Origin of the sequence: Vibrio sp. FF266, assembly GCF_041439695.1 — a bacterium.
Lineage (GTDB): Bacteria > Pseudomonadota > Gammaproteobacteria > Enterobacterales > Vibrionaceae > Vibrio > Vibrio tasmaniensis_A.
Genome location: NZ_JBGOOO010000024.1, coordinates 21869 through 41882, shown reverse-complemented (window position 1 = coordinate 41882; position 20014 = coordinate 21869). Strand labels below are relative to the sequence as shown.

Genomic DNA, 20014 nt, shown 5'->3' with positions numbered 1-20014 from the left:
CATTCGTCTTAAGTTAACTAAAACTTAACAACTTTAACCTGTTTACAGCTTTTGCTCTATTTTGTAAATAGTTGATTCCTTAAATTCCCATATCCGTAAAATAGCATTACTATCTAAGTGTCTCTTTTTTCGAGTATTCAATGTGGAAAAGCTCTACCATTTTTTAACTTTAGCTTCTGTCGCTTTATACTGGGTCCTTGTCGCCGGTGTGACTTTTCGTGTCGTACTAAAACGACGCTCTGTCAGCGTTTCTCTCGCATGGTTGATGGTTATCTACATTATCCCTATTGTTGGCGTCGCTTGTTACTTCCTTTTCGGAGAGCTAAATCTCGGTAGAAAGAGGGCTGAGCGGGCACATCGCATGTTTACGCCTTTTGGTGATTGGTTCCGCCAATTAAATGATTGCCAAGTCCACCTTCCAGGTAAAGTCGGCTCTCCTATCCACAAAATTGATGAGCTTTGTAACAATCGGATGGGCATTCCAGCTCTCAGCGGAAACACACTTTCACTGCAAGCTTCTCCTAATGAAATCCTACACGCAATTATCGAAGATATAGAAAACGCCCAGACGAGTATCAAAATGGTTTTCTATATTTGGCACCCCGGTGGCTTAACTGACTCCGTTGCTTCCGCACTTATTCGAGCAGCAAAACGTGGTGTCGATGTTAAAGTTTTACTCGATTCTGCAGGTAGCCAGCGTTTTTTCAAAAGTCACTGGCGTTCAATGATGAAAGACGCTGGCGTTCACGTTGTCCAAGCATTAGAGGTTAGTCCTTGGCGTATTTTCTTACGCCGTTTAGATCTAAGGCAGCACCGGAAGATCATCGTGATTGATGAGTCCATCGCCTATACCGGGTCAATGAATATGGTAGATCCAGCTCATTTCAAACAGAGCTCAGGTGTCGGCCAATGGATTGATGTCATGGTTCGCGTCACTGGGCCAACCGTTAACGTGTTGTCAGCAATTCATGGTTGGGATTGGGAAGTGGAAACCGGTGAACGCATTCTTCCTGATTTACCAGAGTGCCCGGTTGAAGAAATAATGACGCATCATCCAGTTCAAGTAGTGCCATCTGGGCCGGGCATGCCGGAGTATTTGATTCTGCAAGTTCTTACTATTGCGATTAATCAAGCAAACCATTCAGTTCGTATTACAACACCCTATTTTGTACCGAGTGCCGACTTATTAGAAACACTCAAAATGACGGCACAACGTGGTGTCAGCGTCGAATTAATCATTCCACATAACAACGATTCATTAATGGTTAAATGGGCTTCTCGCGCCTTCTATACCGAACTGCTTGAAGCCGGAGTGAAGATATATGAGTTTTACGGCGGGCTTCTTCACACCAAATCGGTAGTGATTGATGAAGAGTTTTGCTTAATCGGAACGGTCAATATCGACATGCGCAGCCTATGGCTTAACTTCGAAGTAACGCTAGCCGTTGATGATGTGCACTTCACCAAGCAACTGTTTGATTTGCAGCAATCCTATATTGAATCATCTCATCCAGTGGAATTGGAGCAATGGGAGCAGAGAAACCTACGCAACCGCTTCTTCGAAAGGTTGTTTTACTTATTCAACCCGCTGCTTTAATTCCATCAATGCGTCCACCGCGGCTCATCACTCGCCGACTATCGGATTTTAAACCTTTCACGATAAACGACGTGGAAGGTTAAAAAGCAAAAGAAAAGCGCAAAAACTCCCGCTCTCCTCTTGCTTTGAAGGCTATTGGCATGTTTTAAATAGGACATAACCGATTGATAAGGAATTCACAGCATGTCCGAGAACAAAACCACTAAACTGATCACTGCAGGTCGTGATAAGAAGTGGACTAATGGTGTCGTTAACCCACCAGTACAACGCGCTTCAACTGTCGTGTTCAACACAGTAGAAGAGAAACGCAAAGCGACCATCAACCGCGCTAACAAGACACTTTTCTACGGACGCCGTGGCACCACGACTCATTTCGCATTTCAAGATGCAATGGTTGAAGTTGAAGGTGGTGTAGGTTGCGCACTTTACCCTTGTGGTACGGCAGCCATCTCTAATGCCATCCTCTCTTTTGTTGAAACAGGTGACCATATTCTGATGGTCGATACCTGTTACGAACCCACTCGTGATTTCTGTGACACCATAATGAAAAAGATGGGTGTAGAGACCACTTACTACGAGCCAACGATCGGTGAAGGTATCCAAGACCTTATTAAGCCAAATACTAAGGTTCTATTTACTGAGTCTCCGGGTTCAGTCACCATGGAAGTTCAAGACATCCCAACACTCGCACGTATTGCCCATGAACATGACATCATTGTAATGCTCGATAACACGTGGGCGGCTGGTGTTAACTTCTCACCGTTCGATTTTGGCGTCGACATCTCAATTCAAGCGGCGACTAAATACATTGTTGGTCACTCTGATGTGATGCTAGGAACTGCAGTAGCCAACGAAAAATGTTGGGATCAACTGAGAGAGCAGAGTTACTTGATGGGACAGTGCGTATCTCCAGATGACGCTTATCTTGGTCTTCGCGGTATTCGCACTCTTGACGTTCGACTTCGCCAACATGCTGAAAGCAGCCTAAAAGTAGCAAAGTGGTTAGAAACACGCCCTGAGGTTGACCATGTTCGTCACCCTGCCCTTGAGTCTTGTCCCGGTCATGAATTCTTCAAACGAGACTTCACTGGCGGTAATGGTTTGTTCTCTTTCGTTCTTAAGAACTCAAACACAAAAGCGACCACAGCGCTGCTTGATGGTATGACGCACTTTAGTATGGGTTACTCATGGGGTGGATTTGAAAGTTTGATTCTAGCGAACGAACCGAGCAGCTTTAATAGCTTGAGAACGGTAGCGAACCCTAACTTCGAAGGAACCTTGATACGCGTTCATATCGGCTTAGAAGACGTCGATGACCTGATTGCGGATCTAGATGCTGGACTAGATCGTTACAACGCTCTGGTTTAAGTAAAACAATAAACAAGTTTCCACAAAAGGCAGGGACAACCTGCCTTTTTTAGTTCGGTAAGCTCTTGGTGTAGAAGTTATATGACTACTTCTGAACCTTAAAACATACCCAATTAAAAATTTCGAAACGATTTTTATTAAATAAATAGAGTGAGTCATCGGTGACAACAACTGAGTAATCAATATTCAGCCCCTTATACGAGCTATACTCTCGATTAATCACAGGGTCATCAGTTTCAGTTGTCGGCGAATAATCAATGATAGAGATAGACAACTCGCCATCTTCTAACGAATAACGACCTGAGGAGTGGTGCTCCAATTTACTCACCTGACCATCCTTCTCTTCAATCTTTACCGCCTCTGCAATCATAAACGTATTGTCTGATTGGAAGGTAAAAGTCATACGTTCATACAACGATTGATAAGGTTGAAATGCCTGCGTCATAAAGCCCGTTTTGATGGTTTTACAGTGCCAACGAGTGCCCGCGAGTACGTTTCTATCAATCATGAAACTTGCAGCTGTGAGTGCTAATACCAATAGCAAACCAATTATTCGCAAAAGTAACTCCTTTGAGCCATGTAATTCACAAACGAATCAAAAGATGACTCAACTTCAAAAATAGATGACAAGTAATTAAGAGCTTCGCCATCCTTTCTCTCAATTAGCATATACAAAGCATCATTTTCAGGTTGGTTGACAGATGGATAAATGCGAACAAAAACATCAACATTACAGTGGCTAGGTATAACTTGTATCAGTCTCTCAGTGATCGCAGGCAACGAGTAGGCTTCATTGCGAACAATATGGAAAAAGTAGTGATTAGTTTCATCTACGAAGCTGTCGTGATACTCACTTTTATCAACAAAGTATGGCAATGGCTGATAGTAAGCCTGAAATATATTAAACAAAGAGATCAACACACAGGTAAAGGCTAAAAAGTAGCCCACGCAGGCTAAATGACGATGAACAAAAAGCTTAAAGCTAGGTGGTACCGCGTTGACTGAACCTCTCGGGCTAACTGTGGACAATGGCATTTCCATGTCGCCTTCAACGCTTTGTGTTACTGATGCAGGCATAACATGAGCCTGCTCATCTTGCGGCTTTTTCTCAGGTGACTCGCCTGAGGTTTGTGTTTGATTTGTCGTTATTGATGATGGGTTAAGTTCGGCTTGCGATAATCCTATCGTTTGAGGAGACTCTGATACTAAATCCGCCTCAGGGACTGTCGCTTTAGGCTCTGTATTTTGAGGTTGAGATGATTCCTCTATCTCCAGAGAATACCCCATTTTACTGACGGTACGAATCGTGGCGCAACCACAAGTCACTCTGTTCAGTGTTTTTCTAAGCTTAGATATCACGTTGGTCAACGCTTGCTCAGAGACAATCACATCCCCCCAACATCTATCAAAGATCAGGCCTCGCTCAATGCATTCGCCTGTATTTTCAAGCAAGAATAGGAACACTTTACCTTCTAGCGGCGCGATAGTTTCTACGTGGCCATCCTCACGCATAAACTGCCTAAGCAAGGGATCATAGTTAGCATCACATATTTGGTAGTTTTGTTGATTCACTATCGTTGTCTACATTTGAATTTGGTCGCATATAATATTGAAAAGTTTATAAATGACCAGTGAATTTTTCAATTTACACACAATTATTTCGCGTCGAGAAATAACACCTTTATTTATGTGGGCAACCTTCTAAATGGTCATTAACCATACCTGTCGCTTGCATTAACGCGTAACAGATTGTTTCCCCAACAAACTTAAAGCCTCTCTTCTTCAAAAACTTACTCATCGCTTTGGATTGCTCGGTAGAAGCGGGAACTTGAGTCATCTCAATCCAGTGGTTTTCGATCACCTTGTTATCGACAAATTGCCATAAGGCGTTTGAAAGAGAACCAAACTCTTTCTGCAGTTCAAGCGTTGCTCGAGCGTTGTTATACACAGAGGCAATCTTGCCTTTATGCTTAACCACATCAAAGTTCTCTATGACGTGTGGCACATTGTCTTCATTCAATTCGGCTAACTTGTTTAGATCGTAATTATCAAAGGCAGCACGATAGCCTTCGCGCTTTTTAAGGATCGTAATCCAACTCAGGCCCGCCTGAGCGCCTTCTAAAGTAATGAACTCAAACAGAACTTGGTCATCATAAACAGGCACGCCCCACTCTGCGTCGTGGTACTCCCTTTCCAGTTCGTGCTTCAGTGCCCATGCACACGTTCTACCTTCAGTGTTTGTTTCCATGTTATTGCTACCTATTTTAAATCACTCAGAAATGATAATGCCCCTAAACAGGGGCATTAATTCAAAGACTCACTCGTCTTACGAGACTTCAATTTTATGGAATAGACGATACAGCACAGGTACCACGATTAGCGTCAGTACGGTGGCGAAGCCCAAACCAAACATGATGGTTACCGCCATTGGCTTGAAGAAGATATCCGGTAACAATGGAATCATACCGAGAATCGTTGTGATAGCCGCCATACATACAGGACGTACACGACTCAATGCCGCATCAACAACCGCTATATATGGGTCTTTACCTGACTTCATCTCAATCTCAATTTGATCAAGCAGTACGATACCGTTCTTCAGAAGCATTCCAGACAAACTCAAGAAGCCCAGAAGTGCCATAAAACCGAACGGTGTATTCAAGGCTAGCAAGCCTGTCGTTACCCCTATCAAGGCGAGTGGTACCGTTAACCAAACAATCAGGGGCTCTTTCACCGAATTAAACAAGAACACCGTGATTAAGAACATGAACAAGTAGCCTAACGGCATAGTTGTGAACAGTGACGCTTGAGCGTCAGCTGACGACTCGTATTCACCACCCCATTCCAATGAATAACCCGGTGGCATCTCAATCGCTTCTATTTGTGGCTGTAAGCGTTTCTGTAAAGTTGATGCTGTCTCTTCACCCAGTAGGTCAGGATCCGCCATTACCGTCAGCATACGCTTACGGTTCTTACGGATGATCAGTGGATCTTCCCATTCCAATTCGTAGCCTAGTGTTACTTGTTGTAGTGGGATGTATTCACTTAATGCCGGGCTCCAAATCTTCATACCTTCGATGTTGCGAATATCAATTCGCTCATCTTCAGGTAAACGAGCCACAATAGGCATCAGCGTAGTACCATCACGATACACACCAATCGACTTACCAGAGAAAGACATCGCTAGGAAATCATCAACGTCAGATTTGGTAATACCATAACGACGCGCTTGGCTTTCGTTGAACTGAGGTTCCAGTACCTTAGTTCTTTCACGCCAATCGTGACGAACGTTAAACGACCCATTGTCAGCACGCATGATGTCCATAACTTGAGCTGCGATTGAACGTAAAACCGTTGGATCAGAACCCACAATTCGCGCTTCAATTTTAGCACCGCCACCAGGACCTAATTCGATCTGTTTAAGTTTGTAATTAATTTCAGGGAACTGGCCGTTTACATGCTCACGAAAGCGCAACATCAAACCTTCAAGTACTTCATAACTCTTCACACGAACCGTTATCTCACCGTATGCGCTATAACTTTTCTCTGGCGCATAAGTCAGCATGAAACGTTGCAGACCTTTACCCGCCGTTGTCGTGATATGTTCAACTTCGTCCTGCTCTGCTAACCAACTTTCCAGTACTTTCAGTTTGGTGTTGGTCGCTCGAATATCCGTACCTTCCGGCATCCAGACATCAACTTGGAACATCGGCGTGGTTGAAGATGGGAAAAAGGCTTGTTTTACGAAGCCAAAACCATAAACGCTCGCGCCTAAACCAATGACCAACACAAACATGGTTAACCACGCACGCTTCATACAAAACTCAAGGAAGTTTTTATAGATAACAAAAACCATCCCGTTGTATGGGTCTTTACCTTCACTATCTGGGTCAACCTTTTGACCTTTGAAGAACATATCGGCAAAGAATGGCGTGAGTGAGATGGCCGTAAACCAACTCAGCATCAAGGAGATAAGTAGAACCGTGAACAAGGTGCCACAATATTCGCCCGTCGAGTCTTCAGACAAACCAATTGGAGCAAAAGCGGTGACCGCAATAACCGTTGCACCAAGCAGTGGCCATTTAGTTTGGGTCACAATATCTGTAGCGGCCTGCATTCGGGTTCGCCCCTTCTGCGTGCCGATCAATATCCCTTCCACCACCACAATGGCATTATCCACCAGCATCCCCAGCGCGATAACCAACGCGCCCAATGAAATACGTTGAAGGTCGATCTTGAAGTACTGCATGAAAATGAAGGTACCGAATACGGTCAACAGCAGTATCAAACCAATCAACAGGCCAGAGCGTAACCCCATAAAGAACAGTAACACTACGATTACGATCGCAACCGCTTGTCCTAAACTCACTACAAATCCACTAACTGACTTATCGACTTCTTTGGGTTGGTTATAAACCTCTGATATGTCAATACCTACGGGCTGTTGGTATTTCAGCTCGGCGAGCCTTCGGTCAAAGGCTTCGCCCACTGCGACCACGTTCACGCCTTGTGCAAAAGAAACACCAAGGTTAAGTGCGAGCTTCCCGTTATAGCCAATGATGTTAGTAGGCACTTCAACATAACCACGAGTTACATTCGCCACATCTTTTAGATAGATAAGCCCTTGAGCGCCACCTTCCGTAAGAATCAAATCACCGAGCTGTTCAACATTCTGGAACTCTCCTGTTGGATGGATTCGAATGTACTCGTCACCAATCCTTACAGCACCTGCACTTGAAACAATATTTTGAGTGGATAAAAGGTTAAATACAGTATTTGGAGACAAACCCAGAGAGCTGATCCGTTTCATCGATATCTCAATGAACACTTGCTCTTGCTGTTGGCCGGATACCGAGACTTTACTGACCCCATCAACAAGTTCTAGCTCTCGCCTTAGGTAATCAATGTAATCAAGTAACTCTTTGTAACTGTAACCGTCCCCCGTTACGGCAAGCAAAATACCGTAAACATCACCAAAATCGTCTATGACTTGAGGGTCATTTACCCCGGGTGGAAGTTGACCTTTCAAATCATTCACTTTACGTCGAAGTTCATCCCAAATTTGTGGAAGATCATCAGGGCCGTAATTATTCTTCATCGTTACCGTAACCTGAGACAGGCCACGACTAGAGATAGAGTTAACTTCATCAACATAGGTAAGCTGTTGAATCGCTTTCTCTAATGGGTAAGTCACTTCCTCTTCCACTTGCTGAGGCGTCGCTCCCGGATAAGAGGTCACTACCATGGCATCTTTGATGGTAAAGGCAGGATCTTCTAAACGGCCCAAACCAAAGAATGCAGACACACCACCAATAAGAAAGATCAGTGATAGCATCCAGCTAATGACCTTATTTCGTATAAAATAAGCCGCCACTCCAGTGATTTGGTCATCACCCTGTTGATCATCACTTTGGGGTTTGTTATTGACTTCACTCATTGTTCGTCTCCTGAGACAATACTTCCACTGTCATCCCATCTCGCAATCGCGATACGCCTGCAACAACGACATGCTGCCCCATTTCTAATCCTTTGATTATCTGCAATGTTTTCTGATTCGCTTTGCCTAATACGACTTGCTGTTTAGATACTGTATTGTCGTCATTAAGAATCCACACGTAAGAGTTTTGACGAGTTAACTCATCCCCATCGGCATTGAACACAGCCTCAATAGGAATAAGTACGCCGGCTTTTAATTTCAACCCGATATCACGCCCATTTGACGTGACCTCAACGGCCATACCGTCAAGAATCAAATCATCTTCTGGCATAGGCAAAGCAAGCGTGACGGTAAATGTACCTGTGTTTGGATCGGGTTCAGTCGTAAACTCTTTTATCCCCGCACTGTATTCATTCCCACTTGGAACTCTAACTACTGCCTCAATATTCGAGATAGTCGCTTCATTTGGTTGATTTACATAGATTTGGTCAGGCAATTGGATAACAACTTCAACATCCTCAACACTGTGAATATTCACAATCTGTTGGCCAACCTGAATATTTTCGTATTGGTCAACACTGACACGAGAGATAATTCCATCAACCGGTGCGCGAAGCTTAGTAAATGACAAACGCAGTTTTGCCAATTCTAACTCGGCATAAGCGATTTGACGCTGAGCGGCAATCTCATCGAATTGAGACTTAGCCAATAACCCCTTTTTGACCAACGGACTTGAACGTCTGTATTGGCTGTTAATCACTGTGTATCGAGCTTGAGCGTTATCAACGTCCAACTGATAATCTGTTGGATCTAACTCGGCAAGAACATCACCCTTTTTAACTTGTTCACCTTCTTTGACATCAAGTTTAAAAATCTCACCAGCGACACGGAAACTTAGGTGCGCTTTCTCAGCAGCATTAGCCACTGCTGGAAAATAGAGTTTATCGTTAAAGTCTAAGACGGAGATTTCAATGGCTTTAACAAGAGGAAGCTTTTCGACTTCAGTGACACCTTTGTCTTTACAGGCTGTCAACAACGCCAAACATGATAGGCCGATGGCTTTTGATACTGTCTTCATGTTAGAGCCCCCTTTCCTTGATCCACTCACGAACTTTGACACCAGTTTCTAATCCATTAACGCCCGAGGTCACAACGCGATCTCCGTCGTTAAGACCCGAAATAATATGACGTTTTTCATCAATGACTATCGCGACTTCTTCGACGATACCATCGTTGTTAACGCGCCATACTGAGACATCATCTCCATTGGTCATCATTGCTGAGGTTGGAATTTTTGTCGCCGCTGCTTGTGAAGAAACAAGGTTAACCGTGCCAGACATACCCGGCAGGATCCCTATATCAGTCGGTCTCTCCATTACCATAGTGACCTTGTATGAACCGGTTTTAGGATCGGCTTCGGTATCGACTTCTTGAAAGGTGAGGACATAAGAATGTTCAGGGAAGGCATCGAATACCATAGTTGCGTCTGTCTCAAACCCTGCAGAAAAGCGTGCAATTAATTGATCAGGCAATAAGAAGACAACTTTGAGGATCTGATTCGTTTGGATATTCATTACACCTTGCTTAGCCGCGATGTATTCGTGGTTTTCAGCAGGAATAATAGAAATAGTACCATCATATGGCGCAACGAGTGTGGTGTAGCGAAGATTAGCTTTTGCTTGATTTAAAACCGCTCTTGCAGAGTTATGATTTGCTTTCGCTTGGTCAAAATCTTGCTCAGAAACCACTCTATCCTTACGTAGCTTGATGGAACGTTGGTATTGCACATCGGCAAGTTTGAAGTTAGCTCTTGCCTGCTTTTCTAGCAACTGATACTCATCAGGATTAAGCGTTGCCAATGCATCACCTTTGGAGACCTGTTGCCCCGCAGTGACATCGATCGTTTTTAGTAAACCGGGGACTCGAAATGCCAATACGGCTTTATCGCCCGCTTCAGTAGTCGCAGGAAAATTTCGTTCGAAGGCATTGTTACCGACCGAGACGGTGAAGAGTTTGGCTGGTCGTGATTCGGGTTCTGGAACCGGAGGGAGCTCCTTACCACACCCAGATAACCCGGATAAGGTCACCAATAGGACTAGGGAGGCTTTGTACATTGCGATCATCCATATCTATAAATATTTTATTAACATAGATTAATCACATGTAACTTACCAGTTATCGTAAGATTTATTTAGACAAAATTATTAAAAAAAATAACGGCTTGGGATAAATTTTCCTAAACCGTTATCTAATCTTTTTGAGGCTTGACCACTACATGTTCTTAAATGCACGGTCGACTTTAAAAGTGTCCGAAGTCACATACGCTTCCATATTGCGTACACTGGTCTCTAACGTCTGGAAATCGCCCTCTAAAGTGCCCAACAAAGACTCTGCTGTTTGCCCTTTTTCCCAGGGTTTTTGCTTGAGTGTGTGCTCTTGTTTGGCTTTCATCTGATCGACATATTGAGGTGGTTGTTTTTCAAGCATAAATGTCAAAGCTAAATACGCTAATAACACCAAAAAGCTACCACCTAGCAGTGCGGCTGAGATCACTAAGATACGAACCAACCAAACTTCAAGGCCAAAATAGTTCGCTAATCCGGCACACACGCCAGACAATTTACCGTTAATCGGATCGCGATACAGTTCTCTACTCATAGTTTCGTCTCCAGTTAGGTGACTCCGCATCCAGTATTTTTTCTAACGTTTTCACTCGGTCTTGCATCGACTCAGCTTGCTCAGAAAGCTTATGCAGACGCTGAAGATCCGTTTCTGAAAGACCATTGCTGGATTTCTTCTTGCTGCGGTAGTGTAAGAATAACCATAGCGGTGCCACGAAGATCAAAAAGACAATCAGTGGACCTGCAATTAGAAATGTTGACATAGACAACTCCTAAAATTATTTATCGCGGTTTTCAACTTGTTGCTTCAGTTTCGCCAGCTCTTTTTCAATCTCGTCTTGAGCTTGTAGTTCTGCAAACTCTTGGTCTAAAGATTTTGCGTTACCGGTTTTTGCGTAAACGTCAGCTTCAGCTTCTAATTCATCCACTTTACGTGAGAATTGCTCAAACTTCGCCATTGCTTCGTTGGTTTTGCTTGAATGCAGATGTTTTTGAACATCGCGACGATTGCTTGCTGCATTATTGCGAATCATTAGTGCTTGCTGTTTTGCACGAGTCTCGGCGATTTTGGTTTCAAGCTTACCGATCTCACTGGTTAGTTTTTCGATGGTTTCATGAACCAAAGTTTGCTCGGTATGAAGGCCCTTGATGATATCTTCAAGTTTTTGCTTTTCGATTAGTGCCGCTCTAGCCAGATCTTCACGTTGTTTAGTCAGGGCTAGTGTCGCTTTATTCTGCCAATCTAGAATCTGAGTTTCGATAGCTTCAACTTTACGTGCTAGCTCTTTCTTGTCTGCAATAGCTTTTGCTGAGTTAGTACGAACCTCAACCAGCGTGTCTTCCATTTCTTGAATAATGAGGCGAATCATCTTTTCAGGATCTTCAGCCTTATCTAATAGTGCACTGATGTTTGAATTTACAATGTCTGCAAAGCGAGAAAAAATACCCATAAGAAACTCCTTAATTGCAATAATGGCAAATAGGTTTTAAATCGTTTTTCGATTTCTCAATCCACTTGCTCAAAAATCTACGTTTGTTGTTAAACCTACCATAAGTAATCCAAGTAGCGTGCCAACTTTTAAGCCATTGTTTATCAAACACTTACAATAAAATGGTGATTAACCCGAACCATGCTATGATGAATTTAGCCAAGTATTGGTATTTTTCACCACCACAGCTTTGTGACTAATGCTATTTACATCAAGTGATGTAAATAAAGCTCTCTATATCATGCCCATTGGAAATCAGACCATACAAGGACCCATTATGCAGCAGAATCTCATTGGTGAATCCCCTAGTTTTCTCTCTGTTTTGGATAAAGTGTCTCAACTCGCACCAATCGAAAGACCGATTCTGATCATCGGGGAGCGTGGTACAGGTAAAGAGTTAATCGCTCAAAGGCTGCATTACCTTTCAAGGCGCTGGGACCAGCCATTGATCTCACTGAACTGCTCAACCCTTAGCGAAGGGTTGATTGATTCAGAGTTATTTGGTCATGAATCAGGTTCTTTTACCGGTTCAAAAGGTCGTCATCAAGGTCGTTTTGAAAGGGCTGAAGGTGGAACTCTGTTCTTAGATGAACTAGCGACCACCCCCCTTGCCGTTCAAGAGAAGCTATTGCGTGTTATTGAATACGGGCAATATGAGCGTGTCGGCGGACAAAAGGCGCTAAGTGCCAATGTAAGACTGGTGTGTGCGACCAATGCTGACTTACCAGACATGGCGTTAAAAGGCGAATTCAGACCCGATTTATTAGATAGACTGGCGTTTGATGTCATTACTATCCCACCTCTTCGCGAACGAAAAGAAGACATCACGCTGCTAGCAGAATACTACGCCATTAAGATGTGTCGAGAGTTAGAATTGGAGCTGTTTGTCGGTTTTACTCCATCTGCTGTTGAGGCACTATTGGATTATTCTTGGCCGGGAAATGTGAGAGAACTCAAAAACGTCGTTGAACGAGCTATCTACCAGCACGGTAAAGATCCATATACTATTGAATCTTTGGTGTTTAACCCCTTCAAACCAACATGGAAAATAGATCAAGATTCCACGCACGAAACTGGCAATGATCTGTCCAACAGCCATACTCCATTAGAGCGCTCATTTTCTTTGCCGCTTGATTACAAAGCATGGCAAGAACAGCAAGACATTAAATTACTCAATCAAGCTCTAAAACAGAGCAAGTATAACCAGAAACAAGCAGCAGAATTACTTGGGTTAACCTACAACCAATTACGTGGAATGGTGAGGAAGTACGCGATTGTAGGACAAGCGAACGATAAATAGCTGCCCACACTTGATTATTATTTGGAGCCGAATAAATAAAATGTTAAATTGTCGGGATCTTGAGGCTCCTCTAACGCCTCGTTTCGAAAAGTATTTCTTTTTATGAAAGCACTAATAAGACTATCACTTAGCATCTGCACGCTTGGCTTTTTAGCTGGATGTGGTGAAAGTGTCACTCACGAGCAAATCCGTGAAAAAGGCTTCATTTATTGCGGCCAAGGTAATCCTAGTACCTTCAATCCACAATTGGTTGATAGTGGCATTACCTCAGAGTCGCTGAGCCCTCAAATTTTCGATACCCTGCTCACTCTTGATCCTATGACTTACCGACCAAAACAGAACTTGGCAACAAGCTGGTCTGTCGATAAATCAGGTACAGAGTACACTTTCAAACTGCGCCCAAATGTTGCGTTTCAAACCACAGATTGGTTTACCCCAACCCGCAGCATGAATGCACAGGATGTGGTCTTTAGTTTTGAACGTATCATTGATACTTCAAACCCATTTCATTATGTGGGTGGCGGTTTATATCCATGGTTCGCTGGCATAGACTTTCAAAACCTGATAGTTGAAATCACGGCGGTGGATGACCTAACGGTGAAGTTCCAGTTAAGTCGCCCAGATAATTCATTTCTTAACAATATCGCCACCAGCTATGCGGTCATTCACTCCAAAGAATATGCCAACAAGCTGATTACCACAGATGAAAAAAATGAAATAGACTCCAAGCCCGTAGGCACAGGCCCTTTCTACTTGGATGAATATCAAATTAATGATCTTGTACGCTTGAAAAAGAACATGCATTACTGGAAGGGTGAAGTACAAATGGACCAAGTTGTATTTGATACTTCACAACGCGGTACAGGCACACTTGCCAAGCTTCTCCGCAGTGAGTGTGACGTGTTGAACTCACCAATTTCTAGCCAGATCCCTATTATTCAAGCTCATGAAGAGTTGAAGATTTCTGCCACACCTGCAGTAAATGTCTCTTTCATCGCGCTAAACACAGAACACCCTGCATTGCGTGACTCACGAGTACGTAAAGCATTGAACTTGGCTATTAACCGTCAGAACATTCTTGATTCTGTGTACTACGGTACAGGTACAAAAGCCTACACGTTACTTCCCCCTACTTCTTGGGCTTATCAAAAAGACAGCGTTCAAGTTCGCTATGATCGAAACTATGCGATCGCACTTCTTAGAGAGGCCGGTGTAGAACCAGGGTTAGAGCTTTCAATGTGGGTGCCACTAGAGCCACGCGCATACAATCCAAGTCCAAGAAAAACGGCAGAACTGATCCAAGCAAACTTGGCTGATATTGGTATTGAATTGAAACTCTATACCGACGATCGATTTGACCGAACACAGCTGTCTTCAATTTCCTCAACAGATTTGTTACTCACAGGTTGGATTGGCAGTACGGGCGACCCAGACAACTTCTTGCGTCCACTTCTATCATGTAGTTCGGAACGCGCGGGATTAAACGTCTCTATGTGGTGCAACTCAGACTTTGATTTCCTTCTCGACTTGGCATTAGAGATTAATCAACAAAGGCATCGCGTGAACTTGTATCGACAAGCCCAAAACATTCTTAATGAAGAAGTTCCTGTGATACCTCTCGCTCATGGCGTGCAATTCCGTGTGCACGATCGTTCGCTAACAGGTTTTAAACGCAGTCCTTTTAATGCTCAACCTTTTGATCAAGTCAGAAGGGAGGTGAACTGATGTTTTGGTATACATTAAGACGTGTAAACTTATTCATTATTACACTTGGAATTCTGACTTTGGTGGGCTTTGCTCTACTTCGATTAGACCAAACCTCACCTTGGGCAATTCAAGATTTTTGGCCCGGCTGGCTTAGCTACGTCACCGAATTATCGACGCTGAATTTCGGCCTGAGCAAACACGGTGTTCCTATCATCGAAGAGCTTGTCGTGGTATTCCCTGCGACGTTAGAATTGTGCTTCTTTGCTTTTCTACTCGCACTGTTTATCGGCATCCCTTTCGGCACAATTGCCGGCATGAGACAAGGTAAGTTTGTTGATACCACTATATCGTTTACTTCAATGGCAGGCTACTCAGCACCTATATTTTGGGTCGCATTGCTAATGATCATGGTGTTCTCACTGCACTTCGAGATGTTCCCTGTTGGGGGACGATACGATCTACTTTACGAAATTGAACACGTGACTGGCTTTGCAATGATTGATGCCTTCTTTGCCGAAGGTAACTATCGAGCACACGCCCTACAGAGCGTAATAGACCATATGGCGTTACCTTGTCTTGTTTTGGCGCTCGCTCCAACAACCCAGGTTATCCGACTAATGAGAGCGTCAGTGGCTGAAGTGATGGCTCAAAACTACATCCGTGCCGCGCGAATCAAAGGTCTTTCAACAAGAGAGATCGTCACTCAACATGTATTAAGAAATGCAATACCACCGATTATTCCTAAGGTCGGCGTTCAACTCTCCAGTATGTTAACGCTCGCTATCATCACCGAGTCTATCTTTAACTGGCCGGGTATTGGCCGCTGGTTGCTGGATGCATTATCCAATCAAGATTACGTTTCAATTCAAGCTGGTGTAATTGTGGTAGCAACCTTGGTTTTGACCGCGAATATACTGTCCGATCTACTGGGCGCGATGGTCAATCCTCTGGTAAGGAAGGAATGGTATGCTAACAAATAACGTCTACCAAGAAGAACAGATTCCAACCCAATTCGAGCGTTTCTGGCGCAGCTTCCGTGGCAATAATCTCGCAATGTTTGGACTATGGTGTTTGGTCTTGATCATTTTGATCACCATCACTTCACCATGGCTAGCACCACATGATGCTCAAGAGCAGACGGGGCACCTACTAACACCTCCTTCTTGGGATCCGGCTGGAACAGTTGAGTATTTTCTAGGCACTGATGATTTAGGCCGAGATATTCTATCCCGTCTGATTATTGGCTCTCAGCTGACATTTGGTGCCGCAGTAGTGATTACCTTTATCGCAGCAGTCATCGGTTGTCTGATTGGCGTACTTGCAGGTATGACTCGTGGGTTGCTATCAAGTACGCTAAACCACTTGCTTGACACGGTAATGTCTATTCCGTCGTTGCTACTTGCGATTATCTTCGTGGCATTTCTTGGCTTTGGCGAGTTTAATATCTTGCTAGCCTTATGTTTGGCATTGATTCCACGCTTTATTCGTTCGGTATACATTGCCGTGCATGCAGAAGTAGAAAAAGACTATATTTTGGCTTCTCGCCTTGATGGTGCGAATGACTTCTACCTGTTATGGAATTCAATCCTTCCTAATATTCTTACTGTAGTGGCACTTGAAATTACACTGGCATTGTCAGTCGCCATTCTTGATATCACGGCCTTGGGTTTCTTAGGGCTTGGCGCTCAAGCACCAAGTACCGAATGGGGCTCAATTTTGGGTGATTCTGTAGAGCTGATTTACCTTGCGCCATGGACAGTAACTCTACCCGGCTTAGCCATTATGTTTACAGTGATCGTGATTAACCTTGTCGGTGAAGGTGTTCGCCAAGCGCTAAATGCAGGAATCGAATAATGCCGTTACTTGATATTCGACATCTAACCATCGAGATTGAGACCCCTCAAGGGATGGTTAAAGCAGTAGATCGAATGAGTATTACCCTCAATGAGGGAGAAATTCGTGGCTTAGTAGGTGAATCAGGTTCTGGTAAGAGCTTGGTTGCAAAAGCGATCGTTGGTGTTTGCAAAGAAAACTGGAAAGTGTCTGCCGACCGAATGCGCCTTGGCAATATCGACCTGCTACAACTAACGCCCAAAGAACGACGCCGTGTGATCGCTCGCGATATCGCGATGATCTTCCAAGAACCATCGACATGTCTTGACCCTTCCGAAAAAGTGGGACGCCAGCTAATAGAGGCGATTCCTTCGCGTTCATTTGAAGGTCGATGGTGGCAACGGTTTAAGTGGCGAAAAAAGCAAGCAATAGCATTACTGCATAAAGTGGGGATCAAAAATCACTCTCACCTAATGGACAGTTATTCTTATGAGTTGACCGATGGTGAGTGTCAAAAAGTCATGATCGCCATGGCGATCGCTGCCAAGCCAAAAGTGCTAATTGCCGATGAGCCAACCAACGATTTAGACCCGATTACTCAGTCTCAAATATTGCGCTTATTGAGCCGAATGAATCAACTTCATAACACGACAATTCTCCTCATTGGGCACGATTTAACGACTATCACTCAATGGGCGACACGAATAACCGTGATGTACTGCGGTCAGTCCGTTGAGTCTGCAGATACGACAAAACTGTTGGATGTACCAAAGCATCCTTACACCGTTGCACTGCTAAAAGCGATGCCCGATTTTAACGACTGGATTCCCCATAAAGAAAAACTGCAATCTTTACCAGGGTCAATTCCGCCGCTGCAGCACCTCCCGATTGGTTGTCGACTTGGACCACGTTGTCCATACGCGCAAAGACAGTGTGTCGAGATCCCGCATACTAAACGTATAAAGACCCACAAATTTAACTGTCATTTCCCTCTGAATATGGAGAAGAAAAAGAAATCATGAGTGCATTATTAGAGGTCAGTGATTTATCTAAAGACTTTACGACTCGCTCTGGTCTTTTCCGCAAAAAGATTCATCAGGCAGTGAAGCCAGTCAGCTTTTCCCTTGAAGCGGGACAGACTATTGGTTTTATCGGTCAGAATGGGTCGGGGAAATCGACATTAGCAAGAATGCTAGCGGGTATGGTGGAACCAACAGCAGGTGAGATCCGAGTGAACGGTGAAAAGCTAGAGCACAAAGACTACTCAACTCGCTGCAAACTGATTCGAATGATCTTCCAAGATCCGAACACCTCGCTAAACCCACGCATCCAGATTGGTCGAATCCTTGAAGGACCATTGAAGCGAAATACCAACATGCCACCAGAAGCCCGCATGCGCCGCGTAAAGGACACATTATTACGTGTTGGGCTTCTACCAGAACATGCTTACTTCTATCCTCAGATGCTTGCTGCAGGCCAGAAGCAGAGGGTTTGTTTGGCTCGCGCTTTGATACTTCAGCCTTCCATCATTGTTGCTGATGAAGCGTTGAATGGTTTGGATATGGCGATGCGTTCGCAAATCATCAATCTGTTCCTAGAACTTCAAGAAGAGATGGGCGTATCGTTCGTTTATGTTTCTCAACACATCGGCATTGTTAAACACATCACAGATAAGATCATCGTCATGCACGAAGGCAATGTGGTTGAAAGTGGCGAAACACATGAAGTACTGACTAACCCAACTCACCAAATCACACAAAGGTTAGTTGAGAGCCACTTCTATAAAGCACCAAGCCATTAATCGGTGATCGCGCTATATTCCGCAAAGGGGAAAGATATGTTACCAAGAGCTTCAATGCTTTCCCTCTTGTTGGCGCTGCTGTCCTTTAATGCAGCAAGCACACCACTCACATGGCTAGATAGAACCTTCGTCGAAACTGCCTTTTATCACGTCGCACTTCAACACGAATATTCACAAGGCGACAAGCTCCTCGCTAAATGGAAACAACCTATTAAGATATGGATCGATCACCGAGTCGGCGACGAAGAGCTTCATCAAGAACTCACCGAATTACACGTCCAGCACCTATCGCAAGTCACCCAACATCCGATTAAAATCGTCACACGAGAATCGGATGCAAACGTTAAATGGATATACACAAGGCAGAGTCAGTGGATAGCTGAAGCCAAAACTGTACTCAAACTGAAATCGACACAGCATCTAAACAGCGCTATCTGCACTGCAGGTTATCGAACTAATTCCAAAGGGGAGATTGTATATGCAGGAATTGTGATCCCAGTAGATCAAGCGAGAGCAAGAGGAAAGCTGGTCGCATGTATTGTTGAAGAGATCACACAGGTACTTGGGTTACCCAATGACTCAGATAAAGCCTACCCTTCTATTTTCAATGATCACACGCCAGAAGACTTGTTATCCCCCTTAGATGTAGTGCTGCTAAAGCTACTGTATGAGCCTCAATTGAAAGTGGGAATGACAAAAGAACAGGCAAAACCAGTTGTGCGAAAAATACTGAAAAGATACAGCAAAACAGGTGTACTTCAGCAAGCTTCTAAAGCAGCACAGCAAGCGCCTTTGTATCAACTTATTGGGTATTGACGAAAATACGTTGGAAAGTAGCTTAGAAGGGAAGAATAGAACAACAGCGTTGCCCGAGGTAAGACAACGCTGGCTTACAATTTGACGAGAGAATTAGCGCTTAGCAGCCTGCTTCTTCAGCTCGAAGTCGAACTCATCCGGGAACAAGATAACACCTTCTTCCTGTTCGTTCGGGAACACAACAACTGCAAGCTCGTCGTCTTCTAGACCGTTAGTCCAACGGCTATGCCATTTGTTTAGTGAAATAGACTCAGCTTTACACTCAGACCAATCACCCGTCGCCCAAGACTCCGCAAACTCTTGATTTGGCCATACAGGAACACAGTCTTCATCTTCTGTGTTCAGCATTACACAACCGTGTTCATCGGTTAAGATCCATACTTCACGGTTCGCTACGATTTCTTTCACACAGTACTTCAGGCGTTGCTCACCCGTATACTTATTGATTTCAGCGATTTTTTTATCGTCTAGCTGTGTAGTCATCTCAATTTCCTACTTTAGTCAGTAACTATGTTCTTAAAGCTATTTTATGCCGAGTGTTTTTA

At 44.0% G+C, this 20014-nt stretch carries 19 protein-coding genes; 9 read left to right on the top strand and 10 right to left on the bottom strand.

Features of this window, described 5'->3' with window-relative positions:
* The first annotated feature begins 142 nt into the window (after positions 1-142).
* Together cls and ACED59_RS16785 are read left to right on the top strand one after the other, a co-directional pair.
* A complete protein-coding gene (cls, locus tag ACED59_RS16790; protein WP_017098179.1) occupies positions 143-1597 on the top strand; it encodes a cardiolipin synthase in 1455 nt (484 codons plus the stop codon).
* A 183-nt stretch (positions 1598-1780) separates the two neighbouring features.
* Positions 1781-2965: a cystathionine beta-lyase gene (locus ACED59_RS16785; RefSeq protein WP_017098178.1), complete on the top strand. Its 1185-nt coding sequence runs from the start codon at positions 1781-1783 to the stop codon at positions 2963-2965.
* 85 nt (positions 2966-3050) lie between these two features.
* Here ACED59_RS16785 and ACED59_RS16780 read toward each other — a convergent pair whose 3' ends face one another.
* From ACED59_RS16780 to pspA, 9 genes are all read right to left on the bottom strand, one after another.
* Entirely contained in the window at positions 3051-3524 is a 474-nt protein-coding gene (locus tag ACED59_RS16780; protein WP_017098177.1) for a hypothetical protein, read from the bottom strand.
* Positions 3515-4537, bottom strand: coding sequence for a winged helix-turn-helix domain-containing protein (locus tag ACED59_RS16775; protein WP_017098176.1), 1023 nt, complete (start codon positions 4535-4537; stop codon positions 3515-3517). The genes ACED59_RS16780 and ACED59_RS16775 overlap by 10 nt, the downstream gene beginning before the upstream one ends.
* 109 nt (positions 4538-4646) lie before the next feature.
* Positions 4647-5213 (bottom strand): DNA-3-methyladenine glycosylase I, encoded by a 567-nt coding sequence (locus ACED59_RS16770; protein WP_009848770.1) that lies wholly within the window; start codon positions 5211-5213, stop codon positions 4647-4649.
* A 78-nt stretch (positions 5214-5291) separates the two neighbouring features.
* The gene (locus ACED59_RS16765) at positions 5292-8402 is read right to left on the bottom strand and encodes an efflux RND transporter permease subunit (protein ID WP_017098175.1); all 3111 of its coding nucleotides are present in this window, start codon (positions 8400-8402) and stop codon (positions 5292-5294) included.
* A complete protein-coding gene (locus tag ACED59_RS16760) occupies positions 8395-9480 on the bottom strand; it encodes an efflux RND transporter periplasmic adaptor subunit (protein WP_009848772.1) in 1086 nt (361 codons plus the stop codon). The genes ACED59_RS16765 and ACED59_RS16760 overlap by 8 nt, the downstream gene beginning before the upstream one ends.
* A 1-nt stretch (position 9481) precedes the next feature.
* Entirely contained in the window at positions 9482-10516 is a 1035-nt protein-coding gene (locus ACED59_RS16755; protein WP_029223131.1) for an efflux RND transporter periplasmic adaptor subunit, read from the bottom strand.
* A 157-nt stretch (positions 10517-10673) separates the two neighbouring features.
* Positions 10674-11060 (bottom strand): envelope stress response membrane protein PspC, encoded by a 387-nt coding sequence (gene pspC / locus ACED59_RS16750; RefSeq protein WP_032499058.1) that lies wholly within the window; start codon positions 11058-11060, stop codon positions 10674-10676.
* The gene (pspB, locus tag ACED59_RS16745; protein ID WP_009848775.1) at positions 11053-11286 is read right to left on the bottom strand and encodes an envelope stress response membrane protein PspB; all 234 of its coding nucleotides are present in this window, start codon (positions 11284-11286) and stop codon (positions 11053-11055) included. The genes pspC and pspB overlap by 8 nt, the downstream gene beginning before the upstream one ends.
* A gap of 15 nt (positions 11287-11301) precedes the next feature.
* Positions 11302-11973 (bottom strand): phage shock protein PspA, encoded by a 672-nt coding sequence (gene pspA, locus ACED59_RS16740; RefSeq protein WP_009848776.1) that lies wholly within the window; start codon positions 11971-11973, stop codon positions 11302-11304.
* Between the two features lie 316 nt (positions 11974-12289).
* On the opposite strand from pspA, the gene pspF reads away from it, so the two are divergent.
* The 7 genes from pspF to ACED59_RS16705 all read left to right on the top strand — a co-directional run bounded on the left by pspF (position 12290) and on the right by ACED59_RS16705 (position 19469).
* Positions 12290-13312, top strand: coding sequence for a phage shock protein operon transcriptional activator (gene pspF, locus ACED59_RS16735; protein ID WP_017098173.1), 1023 nt, complete (start codon positions 12290-12292; stop codon positions 13310-13312).
* Between the two features lie 102 nt (positions 13313-13414).
* Positions 13415-15037 (top strand): ABC transporter substrate-binding protein SapA, encoded by a 1623-nt coding sequence (gene sapA / locus ACED59_RS16730; protein ID WP_017098172.1) that lies wholly within the window; start codon positions 13415-13417, stop codon positions 15035-15037.
* A complete protein-coding gene (locus tag ACED59_RS16725) occupies positions 15037-15999 on the top strand; it encodes an ABC transporter permease subunit (protein WP_009848779.1) in 963 nt (320 codons plus the stop codon). Before sapA ends, ACED59_RS16725 begins: the two co-directional genes overlap by 1 nt.
* Positions 15986-16873: a putrescine export ABC transporter permease SapC gene (gene sapC, locus ACED59_RS16720; RefSeq protein ID WP_009848780.1), complete on the top strand. Its 888-nt coding sequence runs from the start codon at positions 15986-15988 to the stop codon at positions 16871-16873. Before ACED59_RS16725 ends, sapC begins: the two co-directional genes overlap by 14 nt.
* Positions 16873-17874, top strand: a complete 1002-nt coding sequence (locus ACED59_RS16715; RefSeq protein ID WP_009848781.1) for an oligopeptide/dipeptide ABC transporter ATP-binding protein — start codon at positions 16873-16875, stop codon at positions 17872-17874. Before sapC ends, ACED59_RS16715 begins: the two co-directional genes overlap by 1 nt.
* Positions 17871-18653: an ATP-binding cassette domain-containing protein gene (locus ACED59_RS16710; RefSeq protein ID WP_009848782.1), complete on the top strand. Its 783-nt coding sequence runs from the start codon at positions 17871-17873 to the stop codon at positions 18651-18653. Before ACED59_RS16715 ends, ACED59_RS16710 begins: the two co-directional genes overlap by 4 nt.
* A gap of 36 nt (positions 18654-18689) precedes the next feature.
* Entirely contained in the window at positions 18690-19469 is a 780-nt protein-coding gene (locus ACED59_RS16705; RefSeq protein ID WP_017098171.1) for a DUF2927 domain-containing protein, read from the top strand.
* Positions 19470-19562: 93 nt separating this feature from the next.
* On the opposite strand, the gene ACED59_RS16700 is transcribed toward ACED59_RS16705, so the two are convergent.
* Positions 19563-19952 (bottom strand): DUF2750 domain-containing protein, encoded by a 390-nt coding sequence (locus ACED59_RS16700; RefSeq protein ID WP_004734596.1) that lies wholly within the window; start codon positions 19950-19952, stop codon positions 19563-19565.
* Positions 19953-20014: the final 62 nt, after the last annotated feature.

What these genes read in the sequence shown, in the direction of transcription:
- ACED59_RS16785 (WP_017098178.1), top strand. Translation starts at nt 1,781, where the DNA reads ATGTCCGAGAACAAAACCACTAAACTGATCACTGCAGGTCGTGATAAG.
- ACED59_RS16770 (WP_009848770.1), bottom strand. Translation starts at nt 5,213, where the DNA reads ATGGAAACAAACACTGAAGGTAGAACGTGTGCATGGGCACTGAAGCAC.
- ACED59_RS16765 (WP_017098175.1), bottom strand. Translation starts at nt 8,402, where the DNA reads ATGAGTGAAGTCAATAACAAACCCCAAAGTGATGATCAACAGGGTGAT.
- ACED59_RS16760 (WP_009848772.1), bottom strand. Translation starts at nt 9,480, where the DNA reads ATGAAGACAGTATCAAAAGCCATCGGCCTATCATGTTTGGCGTTGTTG.
- ACED59_RS16755 (WP_029223131.1), bottom strand. Translation starts at nt 10,516, where the DNA reads ATGTACAAAGCCTCCCTAGTCCTATTGGTGACCTTATCCGGGTTATCT.
- pspC (WP_032499058.1), bottom strand. Translation starts at nt 11,060, where the DNA reads ATGAGTAGAGAACTGTATCGCGATCCGATTAACGGTAAATTGTCTGGC.
- pspB (WP_009848775.1), bottom strand. Translation starts at nt 11,286, where the DNA reads ATGTCAACATTTCTAATTGCAGGTCCACTGATTGTCTTTTTGATCTTC.
- pspA (WP_009848776.1), bottom strand. Translation starts at nt 11,973, where the DNA reads ATGGGTATTTTTTCTCGCTTTGCAGACATTGTAAATTCAAACATCAGT.
- pspF (WP_017098173.1), top strand. Translation starts at nt 12,290, where the DNA reads ATGCAGCAGAATCTCATTGGTGAATCCCCTAGTTTTCTCTCTGTTTTG.
- sapA (WP_017098172.1), top strand. Translation starts at nt 13,415, where the DNA reads ATGAAAGCACTAATAAGACTATCACTTAGCATCTGCACGCTTGGCTTT.
- ACED59_RS16725 (WP_009848779.1), top strand. Translation starts at nt 15,037, where the DNA reads ATGTTTTGGTATACATTAAGACGTGTAAACTTATTCATTATTACACTT.
- sapC (WP_009848780.1), top strand. Translation starts at nt 15,986, where the DNA reads ATGCTAACAAATAACGTCTACCAAGAAGAACAGATTCCAACCCAATTC.
- ACED59_RS16715 (WP_009848781.1), top strand. Translation starts at nt 16,873, where the DNA reads ATGCCGTTACTTGATATTCGACATCTAACCATCGAGATTGAGACCCCT.
- ACED59_RS16710 (WP_009848782.1), top strand. Translation starts at nt 17,871, where the DNA reads ATGAGTGCATTATTAGAGGTCAGTGATTTATCTAAAGACTTTACGACT.
- ACED59_RS16705 (WP_017098171.1), top strand. Translation starts at nt 18,690, where the DNA reads ATGTTACCAAGAGCTTCAATGCTTTCCCTCTTGTTGGCGCTGCTGTCC.
- ACED59_RS16700 (WP_004734596.1), bottom strand. Translation starts at nt 19,952, where the DNA reads ATGACTACACAGCTAGACGATAAAAAAATCGCTGAAATCAATAAGTAT.